15 protein-coding genes are annotated in these 17,363 nt (G+C 60.6%); all 15 read right to left on the bottom strand.

Annotated elements, in window-relative coordinates:
• Positions 1-491: 491 nt before the first annotated feature.
• Positions 492-2,582: a DNA primase gene (dnaG, locus tag ACUIAF_RS00320; RefSeq protein WP_445338663.1), complete on the bottom strand. Its 2,091-nt coding sequence runs from the start codon at positions 2,580-2,582 to the stop codon at positions 492-494.
• A 57-nt stretch (positions 2,583-2,639) separates the two neighbouring features.
• Positions 2,640-3,923 carry a deoxyguanosinetriphosphate triphosphohydrolase gene (locus ACUIAF_RS00315; RefSeq protein WP_110417448.1) on the bottom strand — a complete coding sequence of 428 codons (1,284 nt, stop codon included), beginning with the start codon at positions 3,921-3,923 and terminating at the stop codon, positions 2,640-2,642.
• Between the two features lie 16 nt (positions 3,924-3,939).
• Positions 3,940-4,398, bottom strand: coding sequence for an Ohr family peroxiredoxin (locus tag ACUIAF_RS00310; RefSeq protein ID WP_015022199.1), 459 nt, complete (start codon positions 4,396-4,398; stop codon positions 3,940-3,942).
• Between the two features lie 70 nt (positions 4,399-4,468).
• Positions 4,469-5,827: an alanine racemase gene (gene alr, locus ACUIAF_RS00305; protein ID WP_445338661.1), complete on the bottom strand. Its 1,359-nt coding sequence runs from the start codon at positions 5,825-5,827 to the stop codon at positions 4,469-4,471.
• A 41-nt stretch (positions 5,828-5,868) separates the two neighbouring features.
• Positions 5,869-6,504 carry an N-acetyltransferase gene (locus ACUIAF_RS00300; RefSeq protein ID WP_445338660.1) on the bottom strand — a complete coding sequence of 212 codons (636 nt, stop codon included), beginning with the start codon at positions 6,502-6,504 and terminating at the stop codon, positions 5,869-5,871.
• A gap of 391 nt (positions 6,505-6,895) precedes the next feature.
• The gene (locus tag ACUIAF_RS00295) at positions 6,896-7,378 is read right to left on the bottom strand and encodes an S-ribosylhomocysteine lyase (RefSeq protein WP_015022202.1); all 483 of its coding nucleotides are present in this window, start codon (positions 7,376-7,378) and stop codon (positions 6,896-6,898) included.
• Between the two features lie 85 nt (positions 7,379-7,463).
• On the bottom strand, positions 7,464-9,461 hold the full coding sequence (locus tag ACUIAF_RS00290) for a RecQ family ATP-dependent DNA helicase (protein ID WP_445338659.1): 1,998 nt from the start codon (positions 9,459-9,461) through the stop codon (positions 7,464-7,466).
• Between the two features lie 90 nt (positions 9,462-9,551).
• Positions 9,552-10,358 (bottom strand): hypothetical protein, encoded by an 807-nt coding sequence (locus ACUIAF_RS00285; RefSeq protein WP_445338658.1) that lies wholly within the window; start codon positions 10,356-10,358, stop codon positions 9,552-9,554.
• A 152-nt stretch (positions 10,359-10,510) separates the two neighbouring features.
• Complete coding sequence (locus tag ACUIAF_RS00280; protein ID WP_445338657.1) at positions 10,511-11,371, bottom strand: ATP-binding cassette domain-containing protein; 861 nt, start codon at positions 11,369-11,371, stop codon at positions 10,511-10,513.
• Positions 11,368-11,733, bottom strand: a complete 366-nt coding sequence (locus tag ACUIAF_RS00275; protein ID WP_015022206.1) for a GntR family transcriptional regulator — start codon at positions 11,731-11,733, stop codon at positions 11,368-11,370. The genes ACUIAF_RS00280 and ACUIAF_RS00275 overlap by 4 nt, the downstream gene beginning before the upstream one ends.
• Positions 11,734-11,978: 245 nt before the next feature.
• Complete coding sequence (locus ACUIAF_RS00270) at positions 11,979-12,827, bottom strand: ABC transporter ATP-binding protein (protein WP_445338655.1); 849 nt, start codon at positions 12,825-12,827, stop codon at positions 11,979-11,981.
• Entirely contained in the window at positions 12,814-13,608 is a 795-nt protein-coding gene (locus ACUIAF_RS00265; RefSeq protein WP_445339198.1) for an ABC transporter ATP-binding protein, read from the bottom strand. The genes ACUIAF_RS00270 and ACUIAF_RS00265 overlap by 14 nt, the downstream gene beginning before the upstream one ends.
• Positions 13,592-14,545, bottom strand: a complete 954-nt coding sequence (locus ACUIAF_RS00260; protein ID WP_445339197.1) for an ABC transporter permease — start codon at positions 14,543-14,545, stop codon at positions 13,592-13,594. Before ACUIAF_RS00260 ends, ACUIAF_RS00265 begins: the two co-directional genes overlap by 17 nt.
• Before the next feature lie 98 nt (positions 14,546-14,643).
• Positions 14,644-15,621, bottom strand: a complete 978-nt coding sequence (locus ACUIAF_RS00255; protein ID WP_445338653.1) for an ABC transporter permease — start codon at positions 15,619-15,621, stop codon at positions 14,644-14,646.
• A gap of 2 nt (positions 15,622-15,623) precedes the next feature.
• Positions 15,624-17,270, bottom strand: a complete 1,647-nt coding sequence (locus ACUIAF_RS00250; RefSeq protein ID WP_445338651.1) for an ABC transporter substrate-binding protein — start codon at positions 17,268-17,270, stop codon at positions 15,624-15,626.
• Positions 17,271-17,363 lie beyond the last annotated feature (93 nt).

The following is a 17,363-nucleotide window of genomic DNA, read 5'->3' as shown; positions in this document are numbered from 1 at the left end:
ATGTGCCACAGTGCCAAGGTAAATACAAGAAACAAGTTGTCATGCCTTACCAGTAATACTATATCCGTAAGGCATTACAAGTTCACAAGCGAGGAACGATTCCCTAGCTCTGCCTTGCATCAACAATGGATTTGTCGCAGTTCAAGCTACAGCACCGACTACAGCACTGGTTGGATATGGATATTCCTTCGTCACTGGAGTCAACGGTCTTTTTGAGAGCAACACGCAGATACCCGACTGGAAGCTGACACCCTTAACCCGCTGGCCATCAGGCCTCTCGTGATTCGTACAATCTACACTCACACCAGAAATCCCTATCTGGGTGGCATCATTACCGCGGTCATTGTCACTGTGATGAACTGCATCAACTCCCGGATCTCCTTCCCCGCCTAGCGGGAAACCAGACCCAGCCCAAGCCTAAGTCCACCCCCTCCTTATCTTGAAGCAAACGTCGACAAGGACAGGAATGGCCAACTTACCTGTCTACCAGTTCATTCGGCGTTGCCGAAGACCTGGTTGCGCAACTCATTGCGCTGGGTCTCGTATTGGGTGATCCGGCCAAGAAGATCGAACTTCTCCTGCCCGTCTGGCAACTGGTTCATCCGGTGTTTGGCCGAGGCGATCAGTCGCATGTAAGTGGCATCCAGCAGCCTTGCCAGCAGTTCGGAGGCGTACTGACGCTCCTCCGGGCTAGGCTGCTTCAGCTGAACATCCGCGTCATCGGAGCCTGCGCCCTGATCGCCCTCCTCATTGCCTTTCTTGGAGCCGGGCCCTGAGTCCCTCTGCTTACCCACCTGCTTATCCAAATTCAGCGGCAAAGGCATGACAGCCAGCTCGTTGATGGCCGACTCCAGCATGGGCCCGCCCGCCTTGGTCAAATTATGCATCCACAGTCCCTGGGGTGTCTTCCTGTCAGGCAGCCCTCCGGCAGCCTGCACAGCCCGATAGAGCGAGCGGAAAATGGGAACTTCGAAACTGTCCGGACTCAGCTGGCCGAAGGCATCTGAACCGACCGCTCTGGGAATCTGGATAAGTACACCCATGAACTGCTGCTCGCAGATGAAGACGGAATCATCGATGTGATGATAGCCCTGTCGGAGGGCATCCTCACGCTGTATCCTGCGGCGTTGCATGGCATCGTCACTGCCATGGCCCGCGCGACCCTCCGATTCACCCGCACCGCGGTGAGGAGTGCGGACCGCATAGGCATCCTGATCCTTTACATGTAGTTTGCGGCGGGCCCTGTTGACCTCCTGGCGCAGCAGATCCAGATCCACACCGATTTTTCTGGCGGTCTTGCGGGTATAGGCCCCGACCAGGGAGCGATCCCTGATCTGGGCCAGGATGGGCGCCACAGCCTTGACCGCCCCCATCTGCCCAGTGGTGTACTGGGTGTCGAACATGGCCACGGCGGTGTCGATGACGAAGTCGTACAGCGGCCGGGCATGCTCCACCAGAGAACGCACAGCCTCATCGCCATAGCGGATGCGCAGGTCGCATGGATCCAGGTTCTCCCGGGCCACCGCCACGAAGGTCTGCGTCAAGAAACTCCCGTCAAGGCCGAAGGCATGCAGGGCGGCCTTTTGGCCGGCAGCATCACCGTCGAAGGTGAAGACCACCCGGGAGCCATGGACCGGCCCCACCAGCTGGATGGCCCCTAATGCGTCGTCGGAGATGAGCCGGCGAACGATCTTGGCATGGTCCTCACCGAATGCAGTGCCACAGGTGGCTACAGCGGTATCGACGCCGGCAAGGTGGCAGGCCATGACGTCGGTATAGCCCTCCACGATGACCACCTGCCGCTTTTTGACGATGGCATCCTTGGCCAGGTCGATGCCGTAGAGCACCTGGTTCTTGCGGTAGAGCTGGGTGTCGGGCGTGTTGATGTACTTGGCGTTGATGCCGTCGTCCTCGTAAAGCTTGCGAGCGCCGAAGCCCAGGGTGCGGCCCGTGGAATCCCTGATAGGCCAGGTGACCCTGCCCCGGAAGTAGTCGTAGACTCCCCTCTGCCCCTGCCTGGCCAGTCCGGCATCCAGCATCTCCTGCTGGGTGAAACCCTTGGTGGACAGGTGGCGAACCAGGTTGTCCCATCCTCGTGGGGCGTATCCGCAGCCGAAATGCGCGCTGTCAGCCTGGGAGAAGGTCCTGCCTGCCAAGAGCTTGCGCGCCGCCAGCGCCTCCTTGCTCATGATCTGCGAAACGAAGAAACGCTGGGCCTCCTCGTTGGCCTCCAGCAGTCGGGAACGTTTGGACCCGCGACGCTTGTCCTGGCGGGAGTTCTCGTAATGCAGCTCGATCTGATACTTGTCTGCCAGAATCTCGACGGCATCGCCGAACTCGACGTTCTCCTCCTGCTCCACGTAGGTGAAGACGTCGCCACCCAGCCCGCAGCCGAAGCAGTGCCAGACCCCCATGGAGGGACGCACTGAAAAAGAAGGAGACTTCTCGTCGTGGAAGGGGCACAGACCCATGTAAGTGCCGGAACCTGAAGGCTTCAGAGTCACGCTTTCAGATACGATCTCATACAGATCGGCCTTGGCTCTGACCTTCTCGATGTCTTCCTTCTTGATCATTCCGGACATGACACCCAGCCTACCGGCCCAGGGGGATGTGTTGCGCCCGGCATAAATACGGCAGGCCTATGGGCAGACCAAGGAATGCAGGGCCAGCGCCGAACCGTCGGTCAGGGAGGCCACCTGGTCGATAGCCACCCGTAGGCGCTCCCCATCCGAACCCGCCTGGTGCCAATCCTCCAGGAAGACGTCCTCCAAGGCATCAGAGGGGGCTGGCGAGTCGGCCATCATGACCTCAACCAGGTCGGTCACGATTTTCAGCTGCTCTGCATGGAAGGGCTCCTTCTCACGGGGAGCCATGACGAAGTAGACAGCAATCCCCTTCAAGGCCACAATCTCATAGGAGGTCCGAGGAGGAATGACCAGCCCAGCCGAGTACCTGGTCAGCGGACCTTGGCCATGGCGGCTTCGGGTGGCCGCCTCCACGGAGTCGGCAAAGCGGCCGATCAGGTAACTGGTGGTGTTCTTCAAAGTAGCCAAGGCCCGGCGTGATCCATCGAAGCCCGTCGGCAACATGCCACGGACGGTCTCCAAGGCTCGGACCAGCTGGTCAGCATCCCAGCGGTCCCCATACCAGGATCGGGCGGCCCGGACCACGCCATCGACGATCCGGGGCTCGGCCAGTCGCTCAGGTACGAAAGAGCCGACCACGATGGCATCCTCAACGTCGTGGACGCTGTAGGCGATGTCATCAGCCAGGTCCATGACCTGGCACTCCATAGGCGTGCTGGCCTGCGGCGCTCCCTGCTTAAGCCAGTGGAAGACCTCCTGGTCATCGGGATAGACGCAGAACTTGGCGGTCCTCTCCCCCTTGGGATGAGCCGAGGCCTCGGCCAGGGTCCAGGGATATTTGACCGCAGCGTCCAAGGCGGCCCTGGTCAGGTTGACCCCTGCTGAGCGTCCGTCCGGATGGAAGACCTTGGGCTCAAGCCTGGTCAGCAGTCGAAGGGTTTGTGCATTGCCCTCGAATCCCCCTATGTCGGAGGCTAGCGAGGACAAGGCACGTTCGCCGTTGTGGCCAAAGGGCGGATGGCCCAGGTCGTGGGCCAGACAGGCACAGTCCACCACGTCTGGGTCGCAACCCAGCATGGTGCCGATCTGCCGTCCGATCTGGGCCACTTCCAGAGTGTGGGTCAGCCGCGTACGCGCGAAGTCGTCGGTGCCGGCGACCAGAATCTGCGTCTTGGCCCCCAACCGACGCAGCGCCGAAGAATGGACCAGGCGCGCCCGATCACGCTCAAAGGCGGTCCTGCTGCTGGTCTTCGGGGGCTCCGGTGCCCACCGTTCCTGATCCTGGGCGGAGTAGCCCTCAGCCAGCAGGCGAGATCCGCCTTCCTCGTCAGTGCCCATCAGGCGCGCGCTCCGTTCAGTCCAGACTGTCTACGACCACCACTTCAGTGGGGACGTTGCCCGCCGTAGCCTTGGAATAGGGGCAAAGCTCCTGGGTGCGCTCCACCAGGCGGGTGGCCAAATCACGATCGACACCGGGCAGACAGACTTCAATCAGAGCCTTGATGCCGAAGGACTCGCCCTGGTCACCAAGGGAGATATGAGTGCGCACCTTGCTCTGGGCCAGCTTGGTGGCCGGCACGCGCAGCTCCTTGCCGGCCAGTCCCATGGCTCCCTGGAAGCAGGCGCCCCAGCCGATGGCGAAGAGTTGCTCGGGGTTGGTTCCCTGACCCTTGCCCCCCATGGCCTTGGGTGTATCCAGGTCCAGGGAGAGATCGGGCTCATGGCTGTCAGCATGGCCCTCGCGGCCTCCGGTGATGTCAGCCACGGCTGTGTATGAGATATTGCTGGGTTCATTTCCTGTATATGTAGTCATAACCTCATCTCATCACTTATATTGCCCCTTGACAAGGCCCCAAGCCCAGGTTCTACCTGTGATAGTGGTCTCAAAGAATGGATTCAGGGGCAATCAGGTGCAGGTCGGAAGGGTCGACCACCTCATGCACGCCCAGGTAGAGCCGTGGAATCCTGCCACGCAGGCAGGTGAAGATCTCATAGCTGATGGTGTCGGCGGCCCGGGCCCAGTCATCAGCGGTTGGCTCAGCCTGAGCCTCCCCCCTGCCCGGCCCGAAGAGCACAACGGTATCGCCCTCGCTCACCCCTAAGTCAGATGCCATGCCCTCTAGATCCAGTACGCACTGGTCCATGCAGACCCTTCCAGCGACGCGAACCAACTTGGGCCCTTGGCGAGTCATCAGGCGGACGGGACCTCCCAGGTGCTCCCGACCCATAGCGCCCTGGCGGTCGAAGCCCGAGGCCGACCGATGGATCCCATCGGCGTAACCCAGGGGCATGATGGCTGTGCTCGTCGGCTTCTCCGTCAGATAGGTTCGGCCGTAGGAGATGCCGTGACCGGCCGGCATATCCTTGACCGTGCCCAGCTGGGCCTGAAGGGTCATGGCCGGGCGCAGACCATAATCGGCCGAAACCCCCATTGAGGGATCGGGCTCGTATCCGTACAGGCCGATGCCAGGACGGGTCAGATCATAACGTATCCCAGGACGGCTGAGCGTGGCGGCGGTGTTCGCCAGATGCCGGATTGCGGGCTTCATGCCGGCGGCGGTCATCCTGTCAGAGAACTCCTCGAAGAGAGCGATTTGCTCGTCAGTGGACGACACAAACTCGTCTACACCGGGCATGTCGGCTACCGCCAGATGGCTGAAGAGCCCCACAGGCTCCAACAGGCCCCGGGCGGCCAGGCTGGAGAGCTCTCGCAGGGCATCCCCGAAGGTTTCAGGGGTGAAGCCGTTGCGTCCAAAGCCCGTGTCCACCTTGATGTGGACACGGGCAGGTCTGCCGACCTGATCTGCCGCCTGGGCCGCCATGTTCATGGCCTTCAGAGAACCGATGCCCAGGTCGATGTCAGCCTGAATCAGCTGGTCAAAGGGGGCGCGGTCCCCATTGAACATCCAGGACAGGATCCGGCAACGGTCGGGGCCGATGCCTGCCCGGCGCAGACGCAGGGCTTCGCTGGACTGGGCCGTGCCCAGCCATGTTGCTCCGCCCGCCAGCGCCGCCAGAGAGGCAGGAATGAGCCCATGTCCGTAAGCATCGGCCTTGACCACACCCATGACCGCAGCACCAGGATTCGTGGAATGAACCAGATTCACCAGGGTGGCCATATTGGCCTTCAAGGTCCGCAAGTCCACGATAATCTGCCCAGGATAGGCCCGAAGAGCCTGCTCGTAATGCCGCTGGCCCTCGGGCCCGGAGAACCGCCATGCCGGTGCTGCGCTCAATGTCATGGCTCCATTGTGCGACGGCGCTGCGACGGTCGGTCCCGCTCTCAGACGGCGACCAAGCGCTTGGCCTCCCTTTCGCGCTCAGCCAGGTCAAGGGGACGATTGTGCAGCTGATAAGCCACCCGCACGTTCTCGATCTCCTTGTTTTCAGGCATGATGATGTTGCCGCAGCGGGTGAAGCCATGGGTCTCCAGGATGTGCTGCATGGCGTAGTTCTTCAGTCCCGTATCGGCGCGGATGTTCTCGTACCGGCGCATGCTCCAATCAAGCAGGTCCCCGGCCGCGTGACGCCCCAGTCCCGAGGCGGCCACCCGATGGATGGTGGTATAGGGCCGGTCGTCCAGCCAGCTGCCATCAATGACCTTATAATCCGGTTCAGGGTCATGGAAGAGGGCGAAAACGCCGATGATGCGCTCATGGCTGCCCTTGTGCTCGTCCAACTCCGGTTCAGGGTAGACGGGATCCTCAGGAATTTGATCCATACCGGCCGCATCGTCAACCAATAGCATGGTGTGGCCACCGGCGATGTCCTCGCGGATGCGTTCGGGCAGTGGGTACTTGTCCCCCCACTGACGTGGGTTGCCGGTCTGCGCCATCCGCTTTCTGGCGTAGGCGTAGACAGGCACGATCGCCTCAAAGTCGTCCATGGTGGCATGACGGATCCAACGTGCTGTTTCCATCGCGTACCTGCTCACTGTGGCTACCTCTTTCTCGACCGGTGCGGCAGGGACGAAACCCGCCCCTGCGATTGCCGAAGTACGAGTGTATCCATCAGCAGGCAGTCACGAGGTGAGTACGCATTGAGCGAATCAGGGAATAGTGTGGGCTATTCTGCAGCCTCCTGAACCAGGTCTTCCGAGTGCAAATGACGAGCACAGGTCAGGTTGACCACGCTTGGTCAGCTGACCAGACGGTTTGGCATGACCACATGCCGCAGGAACTCCTGGCCCAAAGGAATACCAAGGATCAGGCACGAGTGGCCAATTCGTACCGAATGTTTTAGGCGGGGACACTTCAAAAAGAAAAACTGGGCAGGGTTCTGCCCTTGCCCAGTTTCCACGTTTGTGAAACTCAGACCAGCTTGCGCTCGTAAGGATCGGAGCTGATGCCGGCGGCCACGATGTCACGGCTCCACTGCTTGGCAGAGAAGAGCGAGTGGTCTCGGTAGTTGCCGCAGGAGGTGATCTCGGTGCCCGGCACGTCGTCCCAGGTGGCCTTGTCGGCGATGAACTCCAGGGACTCCTTCAGGGCCTTGGCCACGTCCTCGGTCGAATGACGGCCCCAGGCAAGCAGGTGGAAGCCCGTCCGGCAACCGAAGGGCGAGCAGTCGATATAGCCGGGGATGCGCTCGCGCAGGAGCACGGCGATGGTGTGCTCGATGGTGTGCAGCCCGGCAGTTGGAATGGCATTCTGATTGGGCTGGACCAGGCGCAGATCATAGTTGGAGATGATGTCTCCCTGAGGGCCCTTCTCCTCGTCGATCAGACGAACGTAGGGCGCCTTGACCTTGGTGTGATCCAGCTGGAAGCTCTCCACGATTGGTTTGTCAGCCATTGCTTTTTCCTTTCCTGTCGGGTGCCCAGTATGAAAGGCAGCCGCGATGAAGTCATGTATATCCCATGGTAGGCCGACCCGCCTATCAGGCTCTGCCGGGCCCGCCGGCTACCTTCGCTTCTCTACCGGACGAGAACTCGGAGATGACCCCCATGAACTGGGGTCCATATTGCTCCAGCTTGTGCTGTCCCACCCCATTGACGGCCAGGAAGGTTGCATCATCGATGGGCCGAAGGCGGCACATATCGCGCAACGCCTTGTCGGAGAAGACGATATAGGGAGGCTTGCCGATTTTGTGGGCTATGCTGGTCCGCAGATCGCGCAGCTTCTGGAAAAGCTTCTCATCCTCTGGACTGACATCACTTGCACCGGCCGAGTCGAGACCGCCATCGTCGAGCGTCGAAGAAGATCCACCGCCGAAGACCTTGCCTGAAGCACTCGGGCGTTCCGTCCGCTTGATTTCGTAGTGAAAGTCCGGACTGACCGTCTGCGCGGCCTTGGGCCCGAAATGGACCATGGGCAACCGTCCTTCGGTGATATACAGATACCCGTCCGAGGCCATCTGGTTGAGCACGTCGCGAATGCGCGCCTCCGGAATCTGGGCCAGAACGCCATAGCTGGGGCACCGATCCAGCTCTCGCCGAAGAAGGTCCTGCGAGCGCGACCCCCGGAGGATCTGGGCGATCTTGCCGGAGCCGAACCCCTGATTCACGTCATGCACGCACCTGCTTATGGCACGGGCCACATCGCTGACATCGATGGTTTTGAAGGTGCTCAGACAGTTGGAACAGTTCTGGCAGCCGGTGCTGCCGGTGTCGGGATGCCCGACTGGGACGGGTTTGCCTTTGTCGGCCTCCGCAGGCGAAAGACCCGCGGCAGCCTGGTCCACCTCTTCGCCGAAGTACCGCAGCATGTACTGGTGAAGGCAACCGGTGGTCCGACAGTAGCCAATCATGACGTTGAGCAGACGCCGGTGTTCGGCCCTGACCGCTTCAGCCTGCTCACCGCTCAGTCTGTCGTTGCCGTTGTCCATGTCCAACAAACGTCTGCGGGTGACGATGTCGCTCTCGTTCCACAGCAGCGAGCATCGGGCTGGCTCACCGTCACGTCCCGCCCTGCCGGCCTCCTGGTAGTAGGCCTCGATGCTCTCAGGCATGTTGTGATGGATGACATATCGCACGTTGGACTTATCGATGCCCATGCCGAAAGCATTGGTGGCCACGACCACCTGCACCTTGTCGTTGACGAAGTCCCGCTGCGCCTGTTCCCTGTCCTGGGCATCCATGCCGGCGTGGTAGCTGACAGCGCTGACACCTGCCTTGCTCAGATCATCTGCCTGGGCTTCGGTCTCCTTACGGGTGGCGCAGTAGACAATGCCTGAGTCATTTCCATGCTTCAGGGCGTACTGGACCACCCAGCGATTCTTGTATTTGCTCTCCAGTTTGATTACGTCAAAGAAGAGGTTGGGTCTGTCGAATCCAGTAACCGCCACATAGGGGTCGTCCAAGCCCAACATGTATACGATGTCGCGCCGAACCTTCTCGGTCGCCGTAGCGGTGAAGGCTGCCACCGTGGGCCGATTGGGCAGGGATCTGATGAAATCGCCGATGCCCAGGTAGGCAGGGCGGAAGTCCTGACCCCACTGCGATACGCAATGGGCTTCGTCCACAGCCAGCAGGGAGATCCTCGTATGCTGGGCGAATTCCCTGAATCTGGGGGCATCCAGCCGCTCGGGAGCCACGTAGAGGATCTTGCTGTGCCCTTGTGCAGCCTGAGCCAGGGCCAGGGACTGCTCATCCATATCCTGGGTGGAATTGACGAACGAAGCCGGGATGCCCGCATCCTCCAGCCCGTCCACCTGGTCCTTCATCAGGGAAACCAAGGGAGAGATGACGATGGTCAGACCGTCCAGAAGGGTGGCAGGAATCTGATAGCAGATTGACTTGCCAGCTCCGGTCGGCATAACACCCAGGCAGTCGCGCCCATTCAGGATGGTCTTGACCAGATCCTCCTGACCCGGGCGAAAGGACTCATATCCGAAATACCGCTTCAGCGCCTGCCCTGCATCCTGGATGTCCACCATGATTCCCCAGTCTATTGCCCCGGCAGGAGTCAAGCAGTGGGCGAACGACCATGTGGTCAATCGTCGCCGGTATGCATAGCTATCCTGCCGCTAATTCAGAATGCTGAACCCTTGGATGGCTGGTAGCTGCCGACGGCTGGTGAGCCAGTAACTGAACAGGATGCATATGGCCGAGAAGACAAGGGTGAAGACCACCTGGGGCCAGAGCAAATACACAGTGAAGTATCCCCATAGGTCAGTATTCATGAAGGGATTCAAGGTCTTGTACACCCAATGGCCGCGCGTCAGATTGAGTATCTGAACCGCCGTTTGCGGCCAACCCCAGAAATTCCAGCGGGAAATCGAATGCCAGAAACCAACACAAATCAACAGTCCTGCCAGCAGCAGGCATCCGCCTTTTCGATCAAGGCGGGCGGCGAGGTCACCCAGCACCTGGCCAAGCAGAATAAAGGCTACCTGCACCATGAAGACATGCAGCGCCAGAGCCAGCCAACGGGACGGCTGCTGGTCATACGACCGGTTAAAGCATGAAACACTCCAGGGATCAAGAGTGAGCCTCCAAGGTGAGCAGCCCTGCACGAGAAACCTTTGGTAACTTTCCGTAAAGGGCATCCATCCGATTTGGCCCAGGCTGCTGATAATGGCGACCGCGATCATGAAAGTAGCTGTCGCGAGGGCCATGACCACATTGGAGATGATCTGAGTCCAAGCGATCGTGGACCGGGTCACGGCGTTGGAGATCAGGGGCCGGAAAGTCGCCAGTGAGCAGGCAAGGGCGGTGGCCATGAACACCATCTCGGTGAACAGACCAGTGAAGCCAGAGCTTAGGGGAATAAACCCCACAACTCCCAGAGCGAGGACGAGAGCCCAAATCAAAAAGACGATCAGCCTCGGCATCACCTGTACACGCAGGGCCGTCCGGGTCTGCACAGCAGGCAACAGGAAGCGCTTGATTCGGTCCCATCCTTCAGCCGGTCCAGCACCGACGTCTGGCCTGTCAGGACCCGGCTTGGTCTTCGTCCGCACTGCCTCTGCAACTTGCATGTTATTCATTGTGTCGCACCTTCCGTAATCTGGACGAAGTAGGTCTGCAGATCCATGGGGGCGACAATAAGCCCCTTTGGCTGCTCGTCAGGCACCGGCCCCTCGAAGCTGACGCGCAGCAGGTCACCGATGCGCTGCCTGCTCAGCTGCTGCGGGTCACCCTGGGCAAGGTAGCCCTCCACGTCACGCGGACGGCCGGTGACAGTGGCCCCCAGGGCTGACAGATCATCCACGCTGAAAGATCGCAGGACCCGACCCTGGTCGATGATCGTAGCGCGGGAGATGAGCCGGCTGACCTCGTTGATGATATGGGTAGCGATGATCATGGTCGGCCCGCGTCGCTGATAGGACTCCAGAACGAAGGCGTAGATTCTCTCCCTGGCCGCTGCATCCAATCCTGTCGTCGGTTCATCCAGAATGAGGTATTCCACAGGCAGACAGAGTCCGATGGTGTCCTTGACCACCTGACGCTGCCCCATGGAAAGGGAGGCAAAAGTGTCAGTCAGCCTCAATGCGAAGCTCTTAAGAATGCTCTCGGCCAAGTGCCAGTCGAAACCACCGTAAAACCCCTCGGCCATGACAAATGCCTGTCTAATGTGCCGTCGGGATGGATAGGGCCAGGTTTCATTGACCAGGGCTACGCGGCGAATGATTCTCGAATCGTTGACCAGCCCGCTTCCGTCCAAGTGGACCAGCCCATGGTCAGGAAGTATCCTGCCCGTCATCAGGTTGCACAGGGTGGACTTGCCGGCCCCGTTCCGCCCGAAGAGTCCGTATATATTACCGGGCTCAAAGCAGAGCGAGATCTCATCCAGGGCCTTCAGCTTTCCGTACGATTTGTCCACCTTGGAAACTGTCAGACTCATTGGTAGACCCTTTCTATGATGGCGTCCAGGTCCTCACGGGATACGTCCAGAGACTTGGCTTCTTCGACCAGATCCTGGAACCTTCCGTTCAGGAGTTCACTCCTGCGACGCTCACGAACGCTTCGGCCCGCACCGGCAGTGACAAACATGCCCAGCCCCCGCCGTTTCTCCAGAAGACCCCGGTCGACCAGCAGGTTCATCCCCTTGAGGACGGTTGCCGGGTTGATCTGGTAAGCGGTCGAGATTTCCGTGGTGCTGGGAATCCTTTCACCATCGGCGACCAAACCCTCGGCTATGGCTTCGGCCAACCTGTCCGCCACCTTCACGAAAACTGGCCGACCATCCGGTATTTCGATCGCCATCGTTTGACCGCCTTGTCTGCCTTAATTCAGGGCGTCGAGTCAGGACCCTTACTACTGTTTATTACTTAGTTACTTGAGTAACTAACCAACAGTCTACAATTTGCTTTCCCAACCGTCAATTCAGGTGCAGCTTTAATCTGCCCGCTTGCTCAGCACGTATGCTCTTGCCGCCCTCTCTTATCCGGCAGGGACGGGCATGCCCTCATGTAATTCTGCTTGCCCGGATGCCGGACAAGTCCCGGTACCTATAGGGTTGCAGCTGCCAGTAGCTGACGAGTATATGACTGACTGGGGTGATTGAGGATGGTCCTCACAGGCCCCTCCTCCACCACCTTCCCCTGGCTAAGCACCATGACCCTGTCCGCGATGTGCTGGACCACCCCCAAATCATGGGAAATGATGATCAAGGACATGCCCTTGGACGGATCGCTCTGCTGCCTGGACCGGGCCATGATGGATTGAAGGGTATGGAGAATTCCGACGCGTGCCGAGACGTCGATGGCGCTCATTGGCTCATCGGCCAAGAGTATCCGGGGCTTGAAGATCAGGGCCCGGGCTATGGCCGCCCGCTGGGCCTGGCCGCCAGACAAATCTGAAGGATAAGCCGTCATGATTCTGCCTGGGTCAAGCTGAACCTCTGACAAGACCTTGGCCACCCGATCAGCGAGGTCTTGCTCCCTCTGATACCGATGCCAGCCGTATCTGCTCGCCTTGAGCCTGGCAGCCAGAAGAGGTTCGGCGACCGATCGGCCGATTGTCCACCGGGGATCAAGCGAGGCAAAGGGGTTCTGAAAGACCAGAGCAGAGTCCCGCACAAGTGCCTTGGCGGCCTGGGAACCATGTAGAACGGGTCCGCCCTCATATGCCACCTGCCCGGCATCAGGCCTCAACTGGCCCAGGAGCAGACGTGAAAGCGTGGTTTTTCCTGAACCAGACTCCCCTATGATCGCCAGGCACTCCCCTGGCAGAAGGGAGACATCGATGCCGTCAACCGCAGCCTTTCGAGCCGTTCCACTTCCTGTGGAGGCATAGACCTTGATCAGGCCCTTCCCGGTCAGGATCGGATCGGCATGCGCATCGTCAGTCGTCCTCATGCTTGCCTCCATCTGCGCTCAGCGTCAACTCTCTTGCCGCCCTCACCAAGGTCCTGCCCTGTGGACTGTAGGGACTGTGCAGAATGCTCTGAGTCTGCCCGCTTTCCACCACTCGCCCAGCGTCAAGAATGTAGCAGTAATCAGCAACCCGAGCCAGTACGGAGAAGTCGTGGGTGATGAACAGGAGGGAGGCCCCGCTCTGATCGACCAGGGAAACCAGCAGATCCACAATCTGCCGCTGGGTGATGGCATCCAGGGCCGTGGTCGGCTCGTCCGCCAGGATCAGTCTGGGCTTGGTGACCAGGGCTGTAGCTATGGCCGCCCGCTGCTGCTGACCCCCGGACAGCTCATGTGGATAGGAGCCAGCCAGTTCCGCATCCAACCCGACCTGGTCCAATATTTCCATGACCCGTCTGTGCCGTTCCTGGACGCTCAGCCGATAGTGGCGACGAAGAGGAAGCTCGACCTGGTTGTATATCTTCTTTACCGGGTTCAGGGCAGTGGAGGGATTCTGAAAGATCATGCCCATCCGTGAGCCGCGCAAATCCGCCAGGGACCGGTCATCGGAACCGAGAATCTGAAACCCGTCCACCAAAATGGATCCCGACAGGGAGGCCGTCAGCGGTGCGGTGCCCAGAACGCTGCGGGCGATCATCGACTTTCCGGAGCCGGAGGAGCCGATCAGGCCGACCCGTTGGCCGTCTGCAACTCTGAGGTCCACCTGGTCAAGAATGGTGCGGCCATTGATGGACAGGTTCAGGCCGTCAATACTCAGCGACATCATTGTCTCCCTCGCCTGCATGGATCGTATTTTCAACATGACGACCGGAGTCATCCAATTGTGCAGAAGTCTCCCGGTGCACGAAGTGAAGAGCGGACCGCCCGGCGACAGCCACGGCGGCCCTGAGCCTTGGATTGGTAACCGGATCGATGGCATCACGCAGGGCATCACCGAACAGGTTCAGAGCCAACACCACCATGGTGACCACCAGGCCGGGCCAGAGCACGTTCAGCGGGAAGACGTTGATGAACTTGACCGAGGTGGTCAGCGAATGCCCCCAGGAGGGCAGACCGGAGGGAACACCCACCCCCAAGTAGGTCAACCCGGCTTCAGCCAGGACGGAAGTCCCCGCCGACATGGAGAGCTGCACGCACAGAACCGGAATGACATTGGGCACCAGGTGGGTGCAGAAGATTCTGAAGGACCCGACCCCACTGTGCCGGGCGAATCGCACATAGTCCGACTCCGCCGCCAGGAGCGCCTGGGGCCGTACAATCCGGGCCAGGTTGAGTCCGTAGCCGAATCCGCAAGCCACGACGACCACGGCGATACTGGGCCCCAGAGGGACAGCCAGGATCAGGGCCAACAGAACTGTGGGCAGGGAAATCAGGGCGTCGACCAGGACCACGACCGTCTGCGATACTCCTGAACGGCGCGAGACCATGGCCATGACCAGGAGGAGTCCCAATACGCCTGACAGGATGACAGCCAGAAGGCTGATGGCCAGGTTGGTGGCCGACCCCGCCATCAGCCAGGAAAGGATGTCCGCTCCGGTACCGTCCGTTCCCAGAAGGTGGGCGCGGCTGGGGGCCTGCCAGATCCGATAACCGTCGGTATTCCAGATAGGGACCGGGGTCCAGAACCTGGAGACCAGGGAGACCAGAATCCAAATGGCCAGAACGATCAGGGAGTATCGCCCCGAGGCCTTGCGCCACATGCTGGCCAGCACCACCCGCACCCGCACGAAGAATCCTAGTTGCCCGGGGAATGCAACCCTCGATCCCAAGCGCGGTCTGCCTGTATGCTCCCAACTCATCAGTCAGCCACCTCCTGCCTGACTGCACCTCGGAAACGCGGATCGATCAGTCTATGGATAACGTCCACCAGCAGTCCCAGAAAGAGGAAGAAGGCCGCCAGAAGAAGCAGCTCGGACTGAACAGCCGGAAGATCCCGGTTGCCCACATCGGTGATCAGCATGGAGCCCAGTCCCGGTAGGGCGAACAGGTTCTCGCTGACCATGACCCCGGTGATCATCTCGGCCATGGTCAGCCCGACCACCGAGACCAACTGGGGGGAGGACAGCCGCAGACCGATGCACAGGGCGGCCTGGGTTCGGGTCATCCCGCAGGCCATACCCATGTCCACATACCCCGATGAAAGCATGTCGCCCAACAAAGAGCGGGTGTATCGCATGATTCCGGCGCCTACAATGATACCGGTGGACAGAGCAGGCAGGATCAAGGACGCCAGGGCCTGCCCAGGCCGAGCCCAGCCGAGAGCAGGAAAGCCCTGGGATGGCAGCAGGCCAACCAGACCACTCCCCTTGGCGAAGAGCATGATCAGAAGCAGTCCTGACCAGAGGGCCGGCACGGATCCACCTACGATGGCTACCATATGGCTGAAGGACTGCATTCGTGGCGAGCGCGCCAGAGCTGCCGCACAGCCCAGGGGAACACCAAGCAGCAGAGCCACGCCCAGTCCCAAAAGAATGAGCGGGAAGGTGATCTGGGCCCGGCTGCCCACCTGGGAGGCGATGGAACGGTTGGTCAGAATGGACCTGCCCAGGTCTCCTTTCATAAGTTCGCTGATCCAATCCAGATACTGTCTTGGGTAGGAGCGGTCCAGACCCATCTGCAGACGCAGCCGGTCGACGCGTTCGGGCGGGGCATCCAGTCCGGCCATGACGGCGGCCACGTCACCGGGCAGGATGCGCAGTGCCAGGAAGATCAGCAGGGAGATGCCTATCAACGCCAAAAGGAAGAGCACCAAGCGCCGCATCAGGAATCTGGCCATGGTCATCCCCGCCTATAAATCACGTCGGACAGTGGCATGAGGGATTGGTTCAAATCGACCGGGAAGCCCGCCAACCCCGTCCGCCAGGCCGTGGTCACCCGATAGTTGAAGAGCCAATCCGCCGCCGCATCGCTGCTGACAATTTGGGCGGCCCGGGCCAGGAGCCTGTCGGAGTCATCGGCGGAGGTCGTGGCCATGGCCTTCTGATAGAGCTCCTGGACCTGACGATTGTCATAGTTGTAGTAGTAGCCCGGGTTGGCCCACTGATGGAAGTCGTGGCTCTCGCCATGATCCACCAGCGACAGGTCGTAGTCCTTGTTGGCATGCACGTCCTGCAGCCAGACCGAGAACTCCACCACCCTCACGTCCAGGTCGATGCCCACCTGACGCAGCTGCGAGCGCAGCTGATCGCCCAACTCGCTGCCGTAGGTGTTGGCGTAGGTCAACCGCAGCTTCAGCCGGTGGTCGGGACCATACCCGGCCTGGGCCAGGAGCCTCCGCGCCTGCTCCGGATCGTGTGGGTAGAGCCCGGTCAAATCCTGATAGCCGGGATCCAGAGAGGGTATGGGTCCGCCCAGGGCCCTGTCCGATCCGCCTCGGGAAGCGATCAGCTGCCGATGATCGATGGCATGGCGGATGGCCTGCCGCACTCGGGGGTCGGATGTGACGGCTCCCTTGCCGTTCATGGCCAGGACGTACTTGTCGGTGTCGTCGCCCGCCTTGATCTGGAAGTCGGGACTGTTGCGGAAGGGGCTGGCCAGGTTCTCGGTGACAGGTGCCAGCACCTGCACATCCCCGCTGCGCAGGGCGTTGACGGCGGCGTTGTCGTCATTGAGGTAGCGGATGACGATGGTTGGCGTCTTAGGCTTGTCGCTGCCCCAGTAGTGCGGATCGGCCTTGAGTGTGACCGAGTCGTTTGGACGAAAGCTTTCCAGCAGGTATGGGCCGGATCCCACTGCCTGGGTCTTCATGTCGTAATGAGCCCGCCGGTCAAAAACCAGGCCAGCCCGGCCGCTCAGCTGCCAGAGCAGATCCTGGTAGGGTCTGGACAGCGTCAGGCGCACCGTCAGTGGATCCGAGGCCTGAACGTCCTGGAAGCCCTCCAGCATCTCGCTGCCCTGATAGTGGCCAGCCATAAGCCCGCGAATGGAGTCGACCACGTCCTGGGCCCGAAGAGCATGACCGTTGGAGAAGCGGATGCCCTCATGCAGGTGGAAGGTGTAGACCAGGCCGTCCTCTGAGACATTCCAGGTTTTTGCCAGGCCCGGGCGCACCCGGTTCCGGGAATCCCTCGATACCACGCCCTGATAGACGTTGCCTATCAGAAGCTGATCCAGCGCCGTGCCTGACTGGTTGCGGATGTCCAGATTGGTGGGAGCCAGCTTGAGCCCCACCGTGACCGTATCCGCCACGGTTCCGCTCTCGGCCTGACCAGCGACTCCACGATGGCCGGTCCACAAGGAGAGGGCCAAGGCCAGGGCCAGCAGGAGACTGAGCAGTTTCCAGGGCAAGGTGTTGCCACCCGACCTCATGGGCCTGATCCTGGCGTTGAGTTCGGGGTCAGTGCTGGGTCCTGACTCCTGGGCCGCGTCTGTATCTGTTGCGGTCACGCTGCCATGGGCATGCGTGCCGTGTCGATCTGCATTCATTGACGAATCCTTATGCTGCGGTTGACCGCCATTCTGGTCGATCACCGCCCACCAGCATACTCCCCGAAGCCATCACCAAGGCTTATGCGCTTA

The sequence above is a fragment of the Bifidobacterium sp. ESL0822 genome, assembly GCF_052606675.1.
The sequence above is the reverse complement of the archived record's forward strand: the minus strand, read 5'-3'. Positions and strand labels throughout refer to the sequence as shown.